The organism is uncultured Hymenobacter sp. (assembly GCF_964242765.1).
Classification (GTDB): domain Bacteria; phylum Bacteroidota; class Bacteroidia; order Cytophagales; family Hymenobacteraceae; genus Hymenobacter.
This window is the reverse complement of the sequence record NZ_CAXTBM010000024.1, coordinates 1-15,056: the sequence shown is the minus strand read 5'-3', so window position 1 is coordinate 15,056 and position 15,056 is coordinate 1. Positions and strand designations below refer to the sequence as shown.

General features: G+C 55.2%; 10 protein-coding genes. 3 read left to right on the top strand and 7 right to left on the bottom strand.

The window, feature by feature from the left end:
* Window positions 1-79 precede the first annotated feature (79 nt).
* The gene (locus ACFE7X_RS12070) at window positions 80-1,528 is read left to right on the top strand and encodes a Gfo/Idh/MocA family protein (protein WP_375435924.1); all 1,449 of its coding nucleotides are present in this window, start codon (window positions 80-82) and stop codon (window positions 1,526-1,528) included.
* 70 nt (window positions 1,529-1,598) lie between these two features.
* Here the strand turns inward: ACFE7X_RS12070 and ACFE7X_RS12065 are convergent, their stop codons facing one another.
* From ACFE7X_RS12065 to ACFE7X_RS12040, 6 genes are all read right to left on the bottom strand, one after another.
* Complete coding sequence (locus ACFE7X_RS12065; RefSeq protein ID WP_375435923.1) at window positions 1,599-2,453, bottom strand: arginase family protein; 855 nt, start codon at window positions 2,451-2,453, stop codon at window positions 1,599-1,601.
* A gap of 25 nt (window positions 2,454-2,478) precedes the next feature.
* Window positions 2,479-3,618 (bottom strand): winged helix DNA-binding domain-containing protein, encoded by a 1,140-nt coding sequence (locus ACFE7X_RS12060; RefSeq protein ID WP_375435922.1) that lies wholly within the window; start codon window positions 3,616-3,618, stop codon window positions 2,479-2,481.
* 104 nt (window positions 3,619-3,722) lie between these two features.
* Window positions 3,723-4,733, bottom strand: coding sequence for a pectinesterase family protein (locus ACFE7X_RS12055; protein ID WP_375435921.1), 1,011 nt, complete (start codon window positions 4,731-4,733; stop codon window positions 3,723-3,725).
* Between the two features lie 4 nt (window positions 4,734-4,737).
* Entirely contained in the window at window positions 4,738-5,688 is a 951-nt protein-coding gene (locus ACFE7X_RS12050; protein WP_375435920.1) for a pectinesterase family protein, read from the bottom strand.
* Complete coding sequence (locus tag ACFE7X_RS12045; protein WP_375435919.1) at window positions 5,685-6,509, bottom strand: rhamnogalacturonan acetylesterase; 825 nt, start codon at window positions 6,507-6,509, stop codon at window positions 5,685-5,687. Before ACFE7X_RS12045 ends, ACFE7X_RS12050 begins: the two co-directional genes overlap by 4 nt.
* 56 nt (window positions 6,510-6,565) lie before the next feature.
* Window positions 6,566-7,348: a rhamnogalacturonan acetylesterase gene (locus ACFE7X_RS12040; RefSeq protein ID WP_375435918.1), complete on the bottom strand. Its 783-nt coding sequence runs from the start codon at window positions 7,346-7,348 to the stop codon at window positions 6,566-6,568.
* A 720-nt stretch (window positions 7,349-8,068) separates the two neighbouring features.
* Here ACFE7X_RS12040 and ACFE7X_RS12035 point away from each other — a divergent pair.
* Window positions 8,069-9,664 carry a glycoside hydrolase 43 family protein gene (locus tag ACFE7X_RS12035; protein ID WP_375435917.1) on the top strand — a complete coding sequence of 532 codons (1,596 nt, stop codon included), beginning with the start codon at window positions 8,069-8,071 and terminating at the stop codon, window positions 9,662-9,664.
* A gap of 2,180 nt (window positions 9,665-11,844) precedes the next feature.
* Complete coding sequence (locus ACFE7X_RS12030) at window positions 11,845-14,124, top strand: FG-GAP-like repeat-containing protein (protein WP_375435916.1); 2,280 nt, start codon at window positions 11,845-11,847, stop codon at window positions 14,122-14,124.
* Window positions 14,125-14,568: 444 nt separating this feature from the next.
* On the opposite strand, the gene ACFE7X_RS12025 is transcribed toward ACFE7X_RS12030, so the two are convergent.
* Window positions 14,569-15,056: T9SS type A sorting domain-containing protein (locus tag ACFE7X_RS12025; protein WP_375435915.1), on the bottom strand; the 488-nt coding region annotated here is incomplete at its 5' end.

Here is a 15,056-nt window from a genome sequence, read left to right as displayed (position 1 = left end):
GCATTGGCAAGAGAAAAAGTGAGACAAATCCGTATCTTTTCCCACTATCTTCTCCCACCTTCCGTTCTTCCCAAGCGCTATGAGTCAGACCCCCAATTCCCCGTCCCGCCGCGAATTTGTCAAACAGAGTGTCGCGGCAGTGGCCACGTTCATGATTGTCCCGCGCTTTGTGCTGGGCGGCCGGGGTTACACCGCCCCGAGCGACCAGCTGGTGGTGGCTGGGGTAGGAGTGGGGGGCAAAGGCCAAAGTGATATAGCAGCGTTTGCCAAAACCGGTAAAGCCCGCATCGGCTACCTCTGCGACGTGGACGACCGGCGCGCTGCCAACTCGGTAAAAGCCTTTCCGCAGGCCAAATACTACAAGGATTGGCGGGAGATGCTGGACAAGGAAGCCAAGAACATCGATGCCGTTTCGGTGTCTACGCCCGACCACAACCACGCCGTCGTGACTCTGGCGGCCATGCAGCTGGGCAAGCATGTGTACGTGCAGAAGCCGCTCACCCACGATCTGTTCGAAGCCCGGGCCCTGACCGAAGCCGCCAAACGCTACAAGGTGGTAACCCAGATGGGCAACCAGGGCGCGTCCAACGACGGTGTCCGGCAACTACGGGAGTGGTATGATGCCAAAATCATCGGCGACGTGCACACCGTGTACTGCTGGACCGACCGGCCCGTGTGGCCCCAAGGCATAGTGTGGCCTACTACCAAAGCCAGTACGCCAACGGAACTAGACTGGGACTTGTGGCTCGGTACGGCACCTTACAAAGAATATGTCGATAAGCTAGTGCCCTTTAACTGGCGGGGCTGGTGGGATTACGGCACGGGCGCGCTCGGCGACATGGGCTGCCACCTGCTCGAAGCGCCGTTTCGCGTGCTGAACCTACAGTATGCCACGGCCGTGCAAGCCAGTGTGGGCAGCGTGTACGTGGACGAGTTCAAGCGCGGCTACTTCCCTGAAAGCTGCCCGCCCTCCAGCCACGTCACGCTCACTTTTCCGAAAACCAACAAGACCAAGGGCGAAGTAACGGTGCACTGGATGGACGGCGGCATTCAACCCGAACGGCCCGACGAACTCGGGCCCAACGAAGTGTTCGGCGACGGCGGCAACGGCATTTTGTTCGTGGGCAAGAAAGGCAAGATGATGGCCAGTACCTACTCCGCCGATCCGCGCTTGCTGCCCACTTCGCGCACCCAGGAAGTGCAGGTAAAGCCAACGTTAGCGCGCGTGCCCGAAGGCGCCAATGGCCACTATGCCCAGTGGGTGGAAGCTTGTTTGGCCGGTTACGGCAACAAGGAGGTTAGTTCGCCCTTCGAGCTGGCCGGCCCCCTAACGGAAGCCCTGCTCATGGCCAACTTAGCTATTCGGGGCTACGACCTGCAACGCCCAAAAGCCGACGGCCAGGGCATGGCGTATCCTGGTCGCGGCATCGAACTGCTGTGGGACAACCAGCAAATGAAAGTTACCAATCTAGACGAAGTCAACCGCTTTGTTAAGCGCGACTACCGCCAAGGCTGGCACCTGGGGTAAGCCCCACGGCACTTGGTCAACTCAATCGTGCAGGTGGGGAGGTTGGCCAACCGTATTATAAGCTAAACAGTTAAGAGGCTGGTAGTAGTTGCTGGACGATGCGCAAAGTAGCGGCCAGCACTCGCCCGTCTGTATCTGCTTGCGGATCATAGGAGGCAAAGGTGACTGCGCAAATGGAGAGATGCTGCTGCACGGTTTCCAAAATACCAAGCACCTGGGGCAGCGTCAAGCCGCCGGCCGAAGCATACGGGTTGGCTCGGCCGACTTGCTCGGCATCAAGCACATCCAAGTCTATGTGCACATAGCACTGCGTTACCTGCGCGGCCAGGGCCGTTACCAGCGGTTCGAGTGTGCTCATGGGTTTTTGCTCGTTTAGCTGCTGGGGTGCTACCAGTGTTACGCCCGCGCGTTGGAGAGCGGCCAGTTCCAGCGTGTCGAAATTCCGTCCCCCAACGTGGAGTACGCGCGTTGGGGGCACCAACCGAAAACCAGACACCGAACGGGCTAGGGGTTGCCAGCACTGCCCCGTAAGGACAGCTAAGCCCATGCCGTCGAGAAAACCGCTTTCACTGGTTTCGGGGGTGTTGTAGTCGCCGTGCGCGTCCAGCCAAACCACCCCAACATCTTGATGAAGTAAGCCTGCTACGGCGCCCAGCGCCGCCCCGCAGTTGCCGGCTAGCACCAGTGGAAAACGGCCCCGGGCCTGCGCCAACCGAACCTGCTCGGCCAATTGCCGATTTAGGGCGAAGCTAGAATTGATTTCCGTTGGAAATGCGTCTTCAAGCTTGATTACTTCCGGAATAGGAGTGTGGCCGGCTTGGCGTAATTGCGGCTCCAACGCCGCCAGCAAGCGCGCTGGTCCTGCGCCCATGCGCCATGCTTCACGGGCAGAATCGTAAGGCACTACCAATAAAGAAACATCCATACAGTAAATAACGGAAAGTGAGCGTCTAGTCAGTTGCATCTTCGCTGAGCGTCACCGTTCCGGGAGGCAAGCCCAAAAAGTGACAGTACTGCACAGCAGCGGCTTCAATTGCGGCCTGCGGTACCTGTGCCGGCAAGAAAAGCTGCGCTGCAACAGCCACCTTGCCTTCACTGATCTTCGGTTTCCACGTGCCCACAATTTGCCCGTCAACCACCAGCATCGGCTTAAATATCCCGTTGCCGCCGGGGCAAATGTGGTTGGCGTGTTCAGTGGCCAAAACCGCGCTGCGGTCCTTGTACCCAAGAAAGTACTCATCGAATCCGGGCAGCAAACAAACCCTTGGCAGCCCCGACGGGGCAACAACGCTCGTCAGTGCGGACAGCCACTGGGTGCTGCCCGCTACTTTCTCGGTTAGTAGTCCGGCTTTTATGGCTTCGTGTCCTCGCCGGGCCTCGGCCATGGGCAAGCCTGTCCAACCAGCGAAGTCGTGTAGACTGGCCGGGCCGTGGCTGGTAAAGTAGCGAGTGGCAAGCTCCGCTACTGCTTCTTCCTTCGATAAACTTCGTGGGTTTGGCACCCATTCCTCTAACAGCACAAACGTCTGCTCGTGGTGGCGACGAGGACCGAAGCAGATGAGCCCTTCCAATGCCAACGACCACAGCAGATGGTAGCCGCGCTGCCCCTTCGGACTAATGCCGGCTTGCTCCAGCAATTGCATAAAGGCTGCCCGAGTCAATTGCTGCCCGTCCCGCAAAGCCCGGCAAAAAAGAGTTTTGGTTCGGTCAATAAGTGCTTGATCTATCTCTAGCTGCTGACGGCGCGTGCCAGCGGCCGCCAGCAGTCTCGGTCCGAAAAGCTGGCTCATCCATTGGGCGTCCTCGGCAAACACCAGGTGAATGGTGCCCCGCATCAGCCAGGTAATCACGATGCTTCGGTGGGCAATAGCCTGCTCAACCTCTAACACGGACGAAGACTGCGTGCGCAACCCCACAGCCCACATCACCTGCCCGTAATCCTGCGCCTGCATCGCTCCCATCCAGCGCACCACTGCCGCCGGATCAATTCCCTTTTCGGTCCCGATGCGTTGGCTAATCAGGCGCTGCTGCGCGATGGCGGAGGGTGCTAGCTCTGGTTCGAGCTGTTTCCCTAGGATGAGGTCAGGCATAGGATTGTCAGGTTAAGGGACATCCATACTTCTAGCAATTGCTGCTACGCTTGTTGGTGCAAGGTTGCCGCATTCAAGCAGCTTACTTCGCTAGGCTATTCAAGCTATTTCCGTTGCGGCACCCACGCCGTGGACCCAGCGAAAATGTGCTGGAGCGTATACGGCTTCACTTCTTTAACCTTGAGCTGGTGCGACCAAGCCACTCGGCCTGTGACTGAAGCGCCGGGGCCGCGGGAATTGAATTCGGCGTAGTAGGCGGTCTTCTCGTTGTCGGGGTTGCGCCAGTTTTCCCAGCCAGCACCAGTGATGTGGGCGCCCATATCGGTGTTGAGGAACACGGTTTTGGCGTGGGGTCGCCAGGGCCGGCCCAGGTACACCTTCTTGGCCTCTGGCGCGGCCGTGAGCTGGCAGTCCAGGAACACGAAGCCGAACTTCTGGCGTGGCGTGGTAGAGGCGGCCGTGATGTAGGAGTCGCGCTTGCTGAAGATGATACAGTGCTCGAACACGGCCGTGCTGGCGCCGAAGATGAAGTCGGTGGTGCCTTCGATGTAGCAGTCCTGGTAGTACTGGCGGCTGTTCTCGACGGCCAGAAACAAGGTGTCCTGGTGGCCGAGCATGCGGCAGTTACGGAACGTGGCCCGGTCGCCTTCCACGTGCAGGGCCACGGCTTGGCCCACCGGACCGGCCGAGTTTTCAAACGTGATGTTCTCGGCCGAGAAGTCGTTGCCTTGCACGCGCACGGTGGAGGAGGAGTAGGTGGTGTGCTTCTCGGCGTCGCCGGAGTAGTCGCCGTAGGTGATGACCACGCCTTCCTTGCTTTCGCCGAGCAGCGTGATGTGCGTCTTCTGCGAGGGCACCACCAGCTTTTCCTTGTAGGTGCCGTTCTTGAGGAAGATGGTGGCTTCGACCTGCATAAAGTCGCGCACGGCCATGACGGCCTCCTGAATAGTACGGTAGTCGCCCGAGCCGTCCTGTGCCACCGTTAGCCGTATGGTTTTGTTGAAGGAGGGAGCTTCCGCCGGCTTGGGCGTTGCCGCTGGGGCCACGACCTGCGCGAGCAGGGGCGAAGTGGTTGCCAGGAGGGCGGTGGCTACTATATATTTCAAACGAAGCATCAATTTAATCTTGGGTGGGGTTCCAGTGACGAAGCACCAAGTCAAGGGTGTACTGCCGGGCCTCTTGTTCAGTGAGCTGGTGCGACCAGGACACACGCTGCTTGGGCTGCGCGCCTTTGCCTCTGTTGTTGTACTCGGCATAAGTAGCAGTTTGCTTGTTGCTGTCCTTGCCCCAAGGGTCCCAGCCGGCCGGGTTGATCTGCGGCCCTAACTCGCAATTCAGGAACACAGTTTTAGCGTAGGGCCGCCAGGGCCGGCCGAGGTAGAAGCTGCCTGCCGGCGCGTCGCCCGCGACGGTGCAGCGGTTGAATACGTAACCGTAGCGGGTGCTGTCGGGCGTGGAAGCCGCCGTAACGTAGCCGTTCTTCTTGCAGAAGATGGTACAGTTCTCAAACCAGGCCGTGCTACTACCGAAAATGAAATCCACGGTGCCTTCGATGTAGCAATCCTGGTAGTATTGCCGGCTGCCGTAGCCGTAAGTGTACAACGTGTCCTGGAACCCGAGAAAGCGGCAGTTCCTGAACCGCGCTTTGTCGCCAGCCACCCACACGGCCACGGCCTGCCCAACTGGCCCAGAGGAGTTTTGGAACGTGATATTCTCGGCCGAAAAGTCGCCGCCGTAGATGTAGATGCTCGCTGAGCCTGAGGTGCCTTTGTCTTCGCCAAAGATGTTCTTTTTCTGATTGTAGTCGTCGTACGTCAGCACCGTTTTGGTGAGGTCTTCGCCGATGATTTTCACGAAGCTTTTTGAGCCGGCCAAAATCAGCTTCTCTTTGTAGATGCCTTTCTTGATGAAAATAGTGGTGACCTTCTTCCGAAAATCGGGCACGGCATTGAAGGCTTCCTGCACGGTACGGTAGGTGCCGCTGCCATCCTGGGCTACCACGAAGTCGTACCCAAATGCTCGCCCGAGCATCAACCAGCTCAACCACACAAAAGAGAGAAAGTGCTTCATGGAGTGGTGGGCTGCGAGTCTTTGCTGGTAGTGGCGGGCGGCACGGCATTTTTGGGCAGCGGCTTAGCCATGCGCTCCACTAAGGGCAAGTGTTGTGCTTTCATTTCGTTTACGGCCAGTTGGGCCATCTTACGGGCGCCCAGCTCACTGAAATGGGTGTTGTCTTGCCGGCCGTAAGGATAGTTGGGATGGTCGCCGGGCGCGAGTTGCAGGTAAAGTAGCTTCGATTGCTCGACGCCGAACTGCTGCACCAACTCCCGGCTCATCTTGTCGAGGTCGATGAGCGGCACCTTGGATTGTCTGGCTACTTCGGTTGTTACTCGCGAGTAGGCTACGTGGGTTTCCGTGATGCGGCCGTCCTTGTCGAACTTGCGGCGCGTGATGGGGGTGAACAGCACGGGGTTGGCTTTTTTGCGTTGCGTCTCGGTCACGAACTTAAGTAGGTTCTTGCGGTAGTCTTCGGGCGGGGTGTAGCGGTCGGGGTAGTTTTCGGCTTCGTCGTTGTGGCCAAACTGAATGAACACGTAGTCGCCTTCCTGCAAGGCCTCAACAATGGGCTGCCAGCGGTTCTCGGCCAGAAAGGTGCGGGTGCTCCGGCCGTTCTGCGCCCGGTTGTCCACTACTACTGTGGTATCGAAAAACGTGCTTAATGGCATGCCCCAGCCGGTTTCCGGGAAGGTCTGTTTAACCTTGTTAGCCATCGTAGAATCGCCAACCAAGTAGAGCTTGATCTTCCGGGGGCTAGGCGTGGCAAAAGCTGTCAGCAGCAAAAGCAGACACAGCAGCAGGCCGTAGGTTCTAACGAAACCAGAAGTGGGCATAAGCAAGAGCAATAGAGAATTGAAAGCAAAGATGTTCGCACTGAGAACCTTACACGCTAGCGCGCCTGCGGATCAACGGTTTTGGCGGCGGCCCGCTGTACAATGCGGTTGGCCAGTTCCAACTGGAGGGTGCGGATATCGGCCAGCACGATTTCAGCCATTTTGCGGGCCCCGAGTTCGTTGAAGTGGGTGTTGTCTTCCTTGCCATCGGGGTAGTTGGGGTGCTCGCCGGGGGCGAGCTGGTTGAACAGCAGCCGCGAGTTTTCGGGCCCGAACTGTTGGAGCAGTGCCTGGCTTTCCCGGTCCAGATCGATAAGGGCAACTTGCTGTTCGCGGGCCGTGGCGCGGACAATTTCGGCGTATACGGCGTGTGTTTCCTCTATTTTACCGGCCGCGTCGAACTTGCGCCGCGCCACGGGCGTCAGGAGTACCGGCGTCGCTTTTTTAGCACGGGTTTCGGTGATAAAGCGAACCAGATAATTCTTGTAGTCCGCTTCCGGCGTGTAGCTCCGCTTGGTTGGTACCTCGTCGTTATGGCCGAACTGAATGAAGACGTAGTCGCCCTGCTTGAGGGCACCGGCCACGGGTTGCCACCGGTTCTCGGCCACGAAGCTTTTGGTGCTGCGGCCGTTTTGGGCGCGGTTATCCACGGTAACAGTCTCATCGAAGAAGAAAGCAAAGGGCATGCCCCAGCCCGTTTCCGGATACGCCTTCACTTCCTTTACCGACAGCGTAGAATCACCAATAAGATAGACCGTGATTTTGTTGGGTGGCGAGCTGAAGGCGGTTAGCCAGAATAAGCTCAGCCCGGCGACAATTTTCAGCAGGTAGTAGCGCATAAGAGGGATGTTAGATGCAAACAAACGCAAAAGGCAACTTAAGCTACTTACTGGCTTGATAAAACCTGTTTCCAGTAGCCTAAACTTAGTGAAGGGTAGTCGGCCGTGAGGCGCAAGAAATATCAAAAATACCCTGTGCCATGCCCACTCAGGTGGTGTAAAACGAGAACGAAAACAAGAAAATACACCAAGGTTTATATTCGTGCGCAATAAATATAAATAGAACTTTTAACGGAAATATATAAATGCCACTAAATAAGCTTGGCAACGTTGCCGGCAACGTTGCCAGTGGATTATCTACTCCGGAAAACGATGAGTTGTTACACTTCATTCGCTCTCGTATATTTTAGTTGGATAATATATAAATCACTGACAATCAAAATACTAAATCTGTATTTCAAATGCAGAGCAGCTTCTGACTGTTAAACCGGGTTTTAAGTTAAGTAATGAAAATTTATTGCGTTTTATAGAAAAGCTGTGCTTTCAATAAAGTATAATTTCACTTGATAGAAGTTGATAGCTTATCCTGCGGGATAATTTTCAGTTAAATGGATTTGTAATAATCCTTTACCTTGCCGCCGCACATTTTCTTTCTGGTCACTAGGCGCTTTATCTCGCCTCTTAAATATGAAGATTTTACACGTTCAACTTTCGCTACCTAATGTCTTGGCAAAAGCAACCTGCTGGCTTAGCAGGTTGCTTGGTCTGTTACTGTTTGTTTTGTTGCCGAATTTGGTAGAGGCGCAGGTTTCTTCGTTGTCGAAAGTGTGGGTGCCGGACCTGGGCAATGGCACGTATAAAAATCCGGTGCTCTACGCCGACTATTCCGACCCCGACGCGGTGCGGGTCGGCGACGATTTCTTCCTGGTTTCGTCGAGCTTCAACGCGGTGCCGGGCTTGCAAATCCTGCATTCCAAAGACCTAGTTAACTGGTCAATCACTGGGGCCGTATTTGAGCAGCAGCCTCCACTGGCTCGTTACCGCGTACCGCAGCACGGCAACGGTGTGTGGGCTCCGGCCCTGCGCTACCACAACAAAGAGTTTTACCTCTACTATCCCGACCCCGACTTGGGCATTTTCGTGACGAAAGCCAAGAACCCGGCTGGCCCGTGGTCGGCCCCTGTTTGCGTGAAGGAAGCAATTGGCTGGATTGACCCCTGCCCACTTTGGGACGAAGATGGCAAGGCTTACTTGGTGCACGGCTTCGCTGGCAGCCGGGCGGGCATCAAAACTATTCTGGCCGTGAGCCCCATGAGCCCAGACGGACAACGCCTGATTGGCCCCGATGCACTGGTATTTGATGGGCACCGCAACCATCCTACGTTGGAGGGCCCCAAGTTTTACAAGCGCCAGGGCTACTACTACATTTTCGCGCCGGCTGGTGGGGTGCCGACCGGCTGGCAACTGGTTTTGCGCTCGAAAAACGTGTATGGCCCTTATGAGGAGCGCATTGTGATGGATCAAGGCAAAACCACTATCAATGGCCCGCACCAGGGCGCCTGGGTGAGCACCAACACCGGTGAAGACTGGTTTCTGCACTTCCAGGATCAAGGCCCGTATGGCCGCGTGGTGCACCTGCAACCGATGGTCTGGAAGAACGACTGGCCGGTGATAGGCGAAGACCCCGATGGCGATGGTAAAGGCCAGCCGGTGCTTACGTACCGCAAACCGGCCATCAAAGGCAAGGCGCAGCCGTTGGCCACCCCGGCCACCTCCGATGAGTTCAGCGGCCCTTCGCTCGGGTTGCAATGGCAATGGCACGCCAACCCGCAAGACTATTGGGCTTACCTCAACGGGCCACAAGGCTACCTGCGCCTGTACTCGGTGCAGTTGCCCGAGGGGTTTAAAAATCTCTGGCAGGCACCCAACCTGCTTTTGCAAAAGCTGCCGGCCGACGTGTTTACCGCCACGGCTAAGCTAACTTTTATGCCGCGGGTAGAAGGCGAAAAAGTGGGGCTATTGATGATGGGAATGAATTATGCCTATATATCCATCACCTATCAAGGCGGCAAGCTGCAACTCAGTGAAAGCACCTGCCTTGATGCCGACAAACTGTCCACAGAAACAAGTACCCCAACAGGGGAAGTGCCCGCTGCTTCCGCTGGGCAGCCATTGTATCTACGCGTTTCCAGAAAAGCGGGAGCCAAATGTCAGTTCAGCTATAGCCTCGATGGGCAAACGTTTCAGTTGTTAGGCACGGAGTTCCAAGCTCGGGAAGGGAAATGGATTGGGGCCAAAGTTGGCGTCTTCAGTACACGCCTCACCAAGTTCAACGACGCCGGTAACACGGATATCGATTGGTTTAGGATCGAATAATTGAGCCGTCGAACTACACGCACAGCGAGGGTTTAAGAGGCAAACCGCTTCATTTATTTGGGCATACTTCCTTGAAGCAATAACAACATTGTGGCTTTAGGTTGAGCTTCAATTATTAAAAGACCAATAGCTGAAAGCTGTTAGACTATAGAAGGTTCTTAGTAAGTCTTAAGAAGTGAATAAGTGCTGTATGAATAATGCCTAAATTGTATTTAAACAGTTTTATTGAATTATTAATAGTTGATATTATATCAAGCAAATAGCAGTTATCTTATTAAACAACAGATGTTTAATAAGATAACTGCGGCTCAAGTACAGCGGACTATATTATTGTAAGTGTTGGGAAACACCATAGCAGGTGTCAACTACTTTTTCGGTTTTAAAACACGTAAATGGTGCCATATCCGAGGTTACGTTGGGGGGTGCAATTATCCAAAAACTGCGTGTAAATGGATAAATAGTATGACTCTATCAAGTTAAAATAGAATTAAAATAATTTACTGCTGATAAAATATTCTATCTTCGCTTTACACTAGCCTTCTTACTCCAATGTGAACCGTGCCGTACGGGCGTAATGCCATGAAATCTGTTTAGCCGAATTTTTACCGGCTGGCCCTTATTTGGGGCTGGGTTTTCGAGGTACGTCCCTGCGGCACCGTGGGTGAGCGGTTGTGCGTTCCGGTTTGTTCCGGTCCCGCTCGTGGTTTTAGCTGTGTATTTTCCAAAGTGTTTTGTGTTCAGTTAGCTCTTGCTGGAGAACTGCCTATTATGTTGTAGGGAGGATCTTGCGCACACTTGCTACGCTGAATGGCTGACTTCCTGCGAATCAATGCTATGCTTGGCCATGCAGTGTCAATTTCCGTTTCCCTGCTTTTCAGCAGGTTGCCTATTAAGCCTAATTGGCTTAATAGGCAACCTGCTGCGACTTCGCTATTTGGGTATGCTTGCCCTTAGCATCATTCCACTGACTTCAATCCCTTACATGCTTTCCCCCATGTATTGCTTTAGTTCTTTTCCTCGATTTTTGACTTTTCCAGCTCCTTATATCAAGCGCGCCGATGCTTTCTGGCGCAGTTTAACCATGACCCCGACTAACTACCGGGGCTGGCACGTAGTTTTCGAACCTGTTCGTTTCCGGCTGAACACCAATGCTTTACGGCACGGTAGTAACCACTTGGCGGCGCTGATTCAGCATCATAAGGGAGACTTTGGCTACCTGTCTAGTTGGTCTAGCACTGCAATTCAATAATTACTCGTGGCCTGCTATAAAGCTAGCGCCTAGAGAGGAAAACAGGCTGAGAATGGAGTGCATACAGCACTGCTGTCCCGCAACGGACAAGCGCCGCCGTGTCACATATTAGCTCCAAGAGGGCTTTTAACTAGCTCTTTCAGCTTCAAGCTTACGTCACCCTGAGGTTGGTCCTAGCCGTTTGTGTTGTCGCTTTCGCAAGAGGCGTGCAGTTTTTCTTAGTGCTCATTTTTTAGGAAGTATGTACTGCGCATTCTTGCAGTTCACGGAATGAGTTGGCTTAGTATATAGCTTTGTTTCAGCTTATTACATACTACCGCCGCGCTAACTAAAACTGCACGTCAGCGCCACCTTAGTTACTGTTTGCTGACTGTGGTTCCTAGAAGCAGTTCACTTATCGATACCACTATCGAGTTGTCGGCGTCAACTCAATAGTGGTATTGATTAGTGGTCCTATGCCCATTACTGGTCCTGCCGATTCTGCTTTCCAAGCAGGACCGATTCACTGTGCCCATCCTTATCGACGCTAACTGTGCGAGTTGTGCCCACTTCACTTGTGGAGCTAGCTGATCTAGGTGCTCTGGCTAGGACGAGGGAAACGCACAGCCATCCTAACTGGACGGAGCCGCCTAGCACCGACCTAAAGACAAGAATACACGACGACTCTTACCAGTGGGTATGGGTTAAAATTTGCTTGTACTGTATTGCGGCGGAAGTTGAAGCCCGGCTCAGCGTGGCTCCTAAATGCGGAAGATGCATAGGAGCCACACGCTGGGCCGGATTCACGACGAGATGTGCAAAAGCGAAGTAATATTTATATAATATTTCAAATATTTAACTAGCCTTTAAAGGAGGCGTTTTTTAGCTTTACTCGCCCCTGGGTGATGCCCACGGCTTCCAAAACCACTTGTTTTACTGATCCTATCCGCCTATGCTTCCTTTCTTACCCCCACCCACCATTACTTCGGGGCAGCTTGATTCCAGCGCTGATTCTGCCTCTAGCAGTAAGCGCTTAGGGTTTTCTATGCTGTTGCTTTTAGCAACCGTTGGTGCTCACGCGCAGGGTCTGTTCGTTTCGCGCACCTTCCCTGACCGAAATTCCTTAACTGCGCCCGCATTTGGAGGTGTAGGAGTGGAGTTCAATCAACTGCTAAGTGAGAGTCTAGCTACTCGCCAAGCATTAGCGGTATTCAGCCAGCAAAGCGGCGGCAAACGAGCCGGCAACACCGTCGTAGCAGGTAGCAGGCTTGACCTCGTTCCCAGTGCAAACTTTCGGGCCGGCGAAACAGTTTCTGCCACCGTGACTACCGCGGTGCAAAGCACCAGCCAGCAAAATTTGGCCAAGCCTTTTGTGTTTCAGTTCACTATTGCAACGGCTCCTAGTTCCGCAGTTTTCCGCAGCAGACCAGACGTGCCACTCGGCAACCTGTACGGCATCACCGTGGGCGACGTAGACAGCGACGGTGACCTCGACCTGCTCGCGGCCAACCAGGTTACCACCGGCACCACCAGCACGGTAAGCGTCCGCCTCAATGCTGGCGATGGCACCTTTACCCTGGGCCAAGAAGTGAGTGGGACGGGCACAGGCAACGTGTTGCTCGGCGATTTGAACGGCGATGGCACCCTGGACATGATAACCAGCGACGGGGTGCGCCTCAACAACGGGGGCCTATTCGGCGACCAGGAGGCTGGCGGGTTAGGGGGCCGGACGCTCGGCGACATAGACGGCGACGGCGACCTGGACTTGCTAACCGAGGGCACAACGACCAACTCGCCAACCCGCAATCCGGTGGTGCGAGTCCGCCTAAACAATGGCAGTGCCGGCTTCAGCGAAGGTCAATTGGTGCCCGTCGCCACGAATTCGGCCAACGTAGTGTTAGGCGACGTCAACAACGACGGCTCCCTCGACCTGATAACATCCAGCATTAGCAATGGCTCCATTAGCGTGCGGCTCAACGATGGGCTGGGCACCTTTGCGAGCAGCGGGCAGCAACTCAGTGTGGCAACCATGCAAGAAGGACTTCTGCTCGGCGACGTCGATGCAGACGGTGATTTGGACCTAGCCGCTGTTAACACCGGCAGCACCGTAACGATACTCCTCAACGATGGCCTAGGCCTGTTCAGCGTAAGCAGCTTCGTGAACCTGGGTTCCCGTTCGGTGTTTGGCAAGTTCGGTGATGTAGACGGCGACGGTGACCTAGACTTACTTGCTGGCGGCCCGCCCAACTCCGTTAGCGTGCGGCTCAACGACGGCCAGGGCAATTTCAGTGGTGATAATACCGTCATCGTAAACGACAATCCGCGCACCTTGGCCGTGGGTGACCTCGACAGCGATGGTACCTTGGACTTCATCACCGCGGCTTCCCCGAGTGTGAGCGGCGGTTCGGCTAGTGTGCGCCTCAATTCCCGCACCGAGCCCCAAGTGTTCTACCAACTGAAATCGGGCGGCGGGCGCGTGGAAACAACGCGCGGTTCCTTTTTGGCCGATCAGTACTTCGCGCCTCTGCCCGGCAACACGTTTGCTACCACCAACCCCATTGCCGATACCAACGACCCAGCACTCTACCAAACCGAGCGCTACGGCCAAGGGGCAGTTTTTTCCTACGCCTTGCCTTTGCCCAACAACCAGTACAAGGTTACGCTGCACTTTGCAGAAATTTACTGGGATACGCCCGGTCAGCGCCTCTTCGACGTGACAGCGGAGGGTACGAAAGTGCTCGATGACTATGACATCTTGCGCAAAGTAGCGCCCAACACGGCCACCACCGAGACCTTCCTCGTCACCGTTACGGACGGGGAACTCAACCTCGATTTCAGCGCTCTAGCCGCCGACGGCGGCATCGATAACCCCAAGTTGGCGGCCCTGGAAGTGGTAGTACCCCCTCCAAGCGCACTGGCCAAAGAACTTACAGTTCATGCGCCCACGAAAATCAGCCGGCAGGTGGCCGCTGCCCCCGTATTGGAGGCGTATCCTAACCCCTTCACCACGCGCACCAGCCTGCACTGGCGCATAGCTGAAACCGGTTATGCCCGCCTGCAAGTTTATAATCTCTTTGGGCAGGTAGTAGCAACCCCGTACGAGGGCACCGTTGAAGCGGGGCACGACTACCAATACTTGCTGACAGCTAAGGGCCTCCAACCAGGAACTTATATCTGCCGACTACTACTCAACGGTAAAAGCTACAGCCAACGGCTCATGGTAGGGCAATAAGCTCGAGGCAAATCAACAGACGAAGGGCCAGCCACTGAGATGCGGGCCTCCGCTAGCGTAGAAAGCAGCAGAGGCCCGCATCTTTCTGTGTATCAACCCCCATTGTTTCGAGGATTTTGAGCGCCATCTGCGCAACAACACGCGCTAGGCGCGGCTAGCTTTTACGTCCAACTCTGGCGAAGCCGACCCCAACAACAAACGCGTCGAAGCCAACACAGCAATGCCAACGAGAGCAGCCAGCTAGGGAGGTAAGAACTATACGACTGTGCCTTTAGGGCAACGTTCCAAATAATTATGCGCCTAACGCAGCATATAAAAAAAGCTCCGACCAAACGGCCGGAGCTTTTTTGAATGTTGGGTAACAACTGTATCAGTAAGTGAACGACTTCATTCTGTTTGCTAAAGGGCCGCGCACTGCTGCTATGTTTCGCCGCTAGTGCGAGCTTATTTACGCAAGAGCTTGATGTGAGCTTGCGCTTTAACTCCGGTTAATTGTAGGTGGTACATGCCTTCAGCTAATGCAGTCTGCGAGAAGTCGAGCGGGAGAGTGTTGCCGCTGAGCTTGGCCTTGCCGCTACGCACGAGTACGCCCTGGGCTGAAACCAATTGGTAGCTAACCTCGCCCTGTTGGAACACAGCGGGCAACTGCACTTGGTAGCGGCCATCCTCGGATGGGTTGGGGTATACCTGTACCTGGGCGCTTACGTTCTGTAGCGAGACAGCCTGCACCGACTGTCCTGCGGCTAATGAGCCAGGGTTGACACTGGTGCGGGCAGCGCCAGTAGTGAGCACTTCGATAGCGGAGACCTTGGGCTCATCCGCGCCCGCCGCCCCCTTGCTGAAAGCCAAGGTGAGCTGGCCGTCCGTAACGTTCACCGTGAAGGTCTCGACCGTGGCCGTGTTGCGGCCCACCTTCCTGAGAATATCGTAGG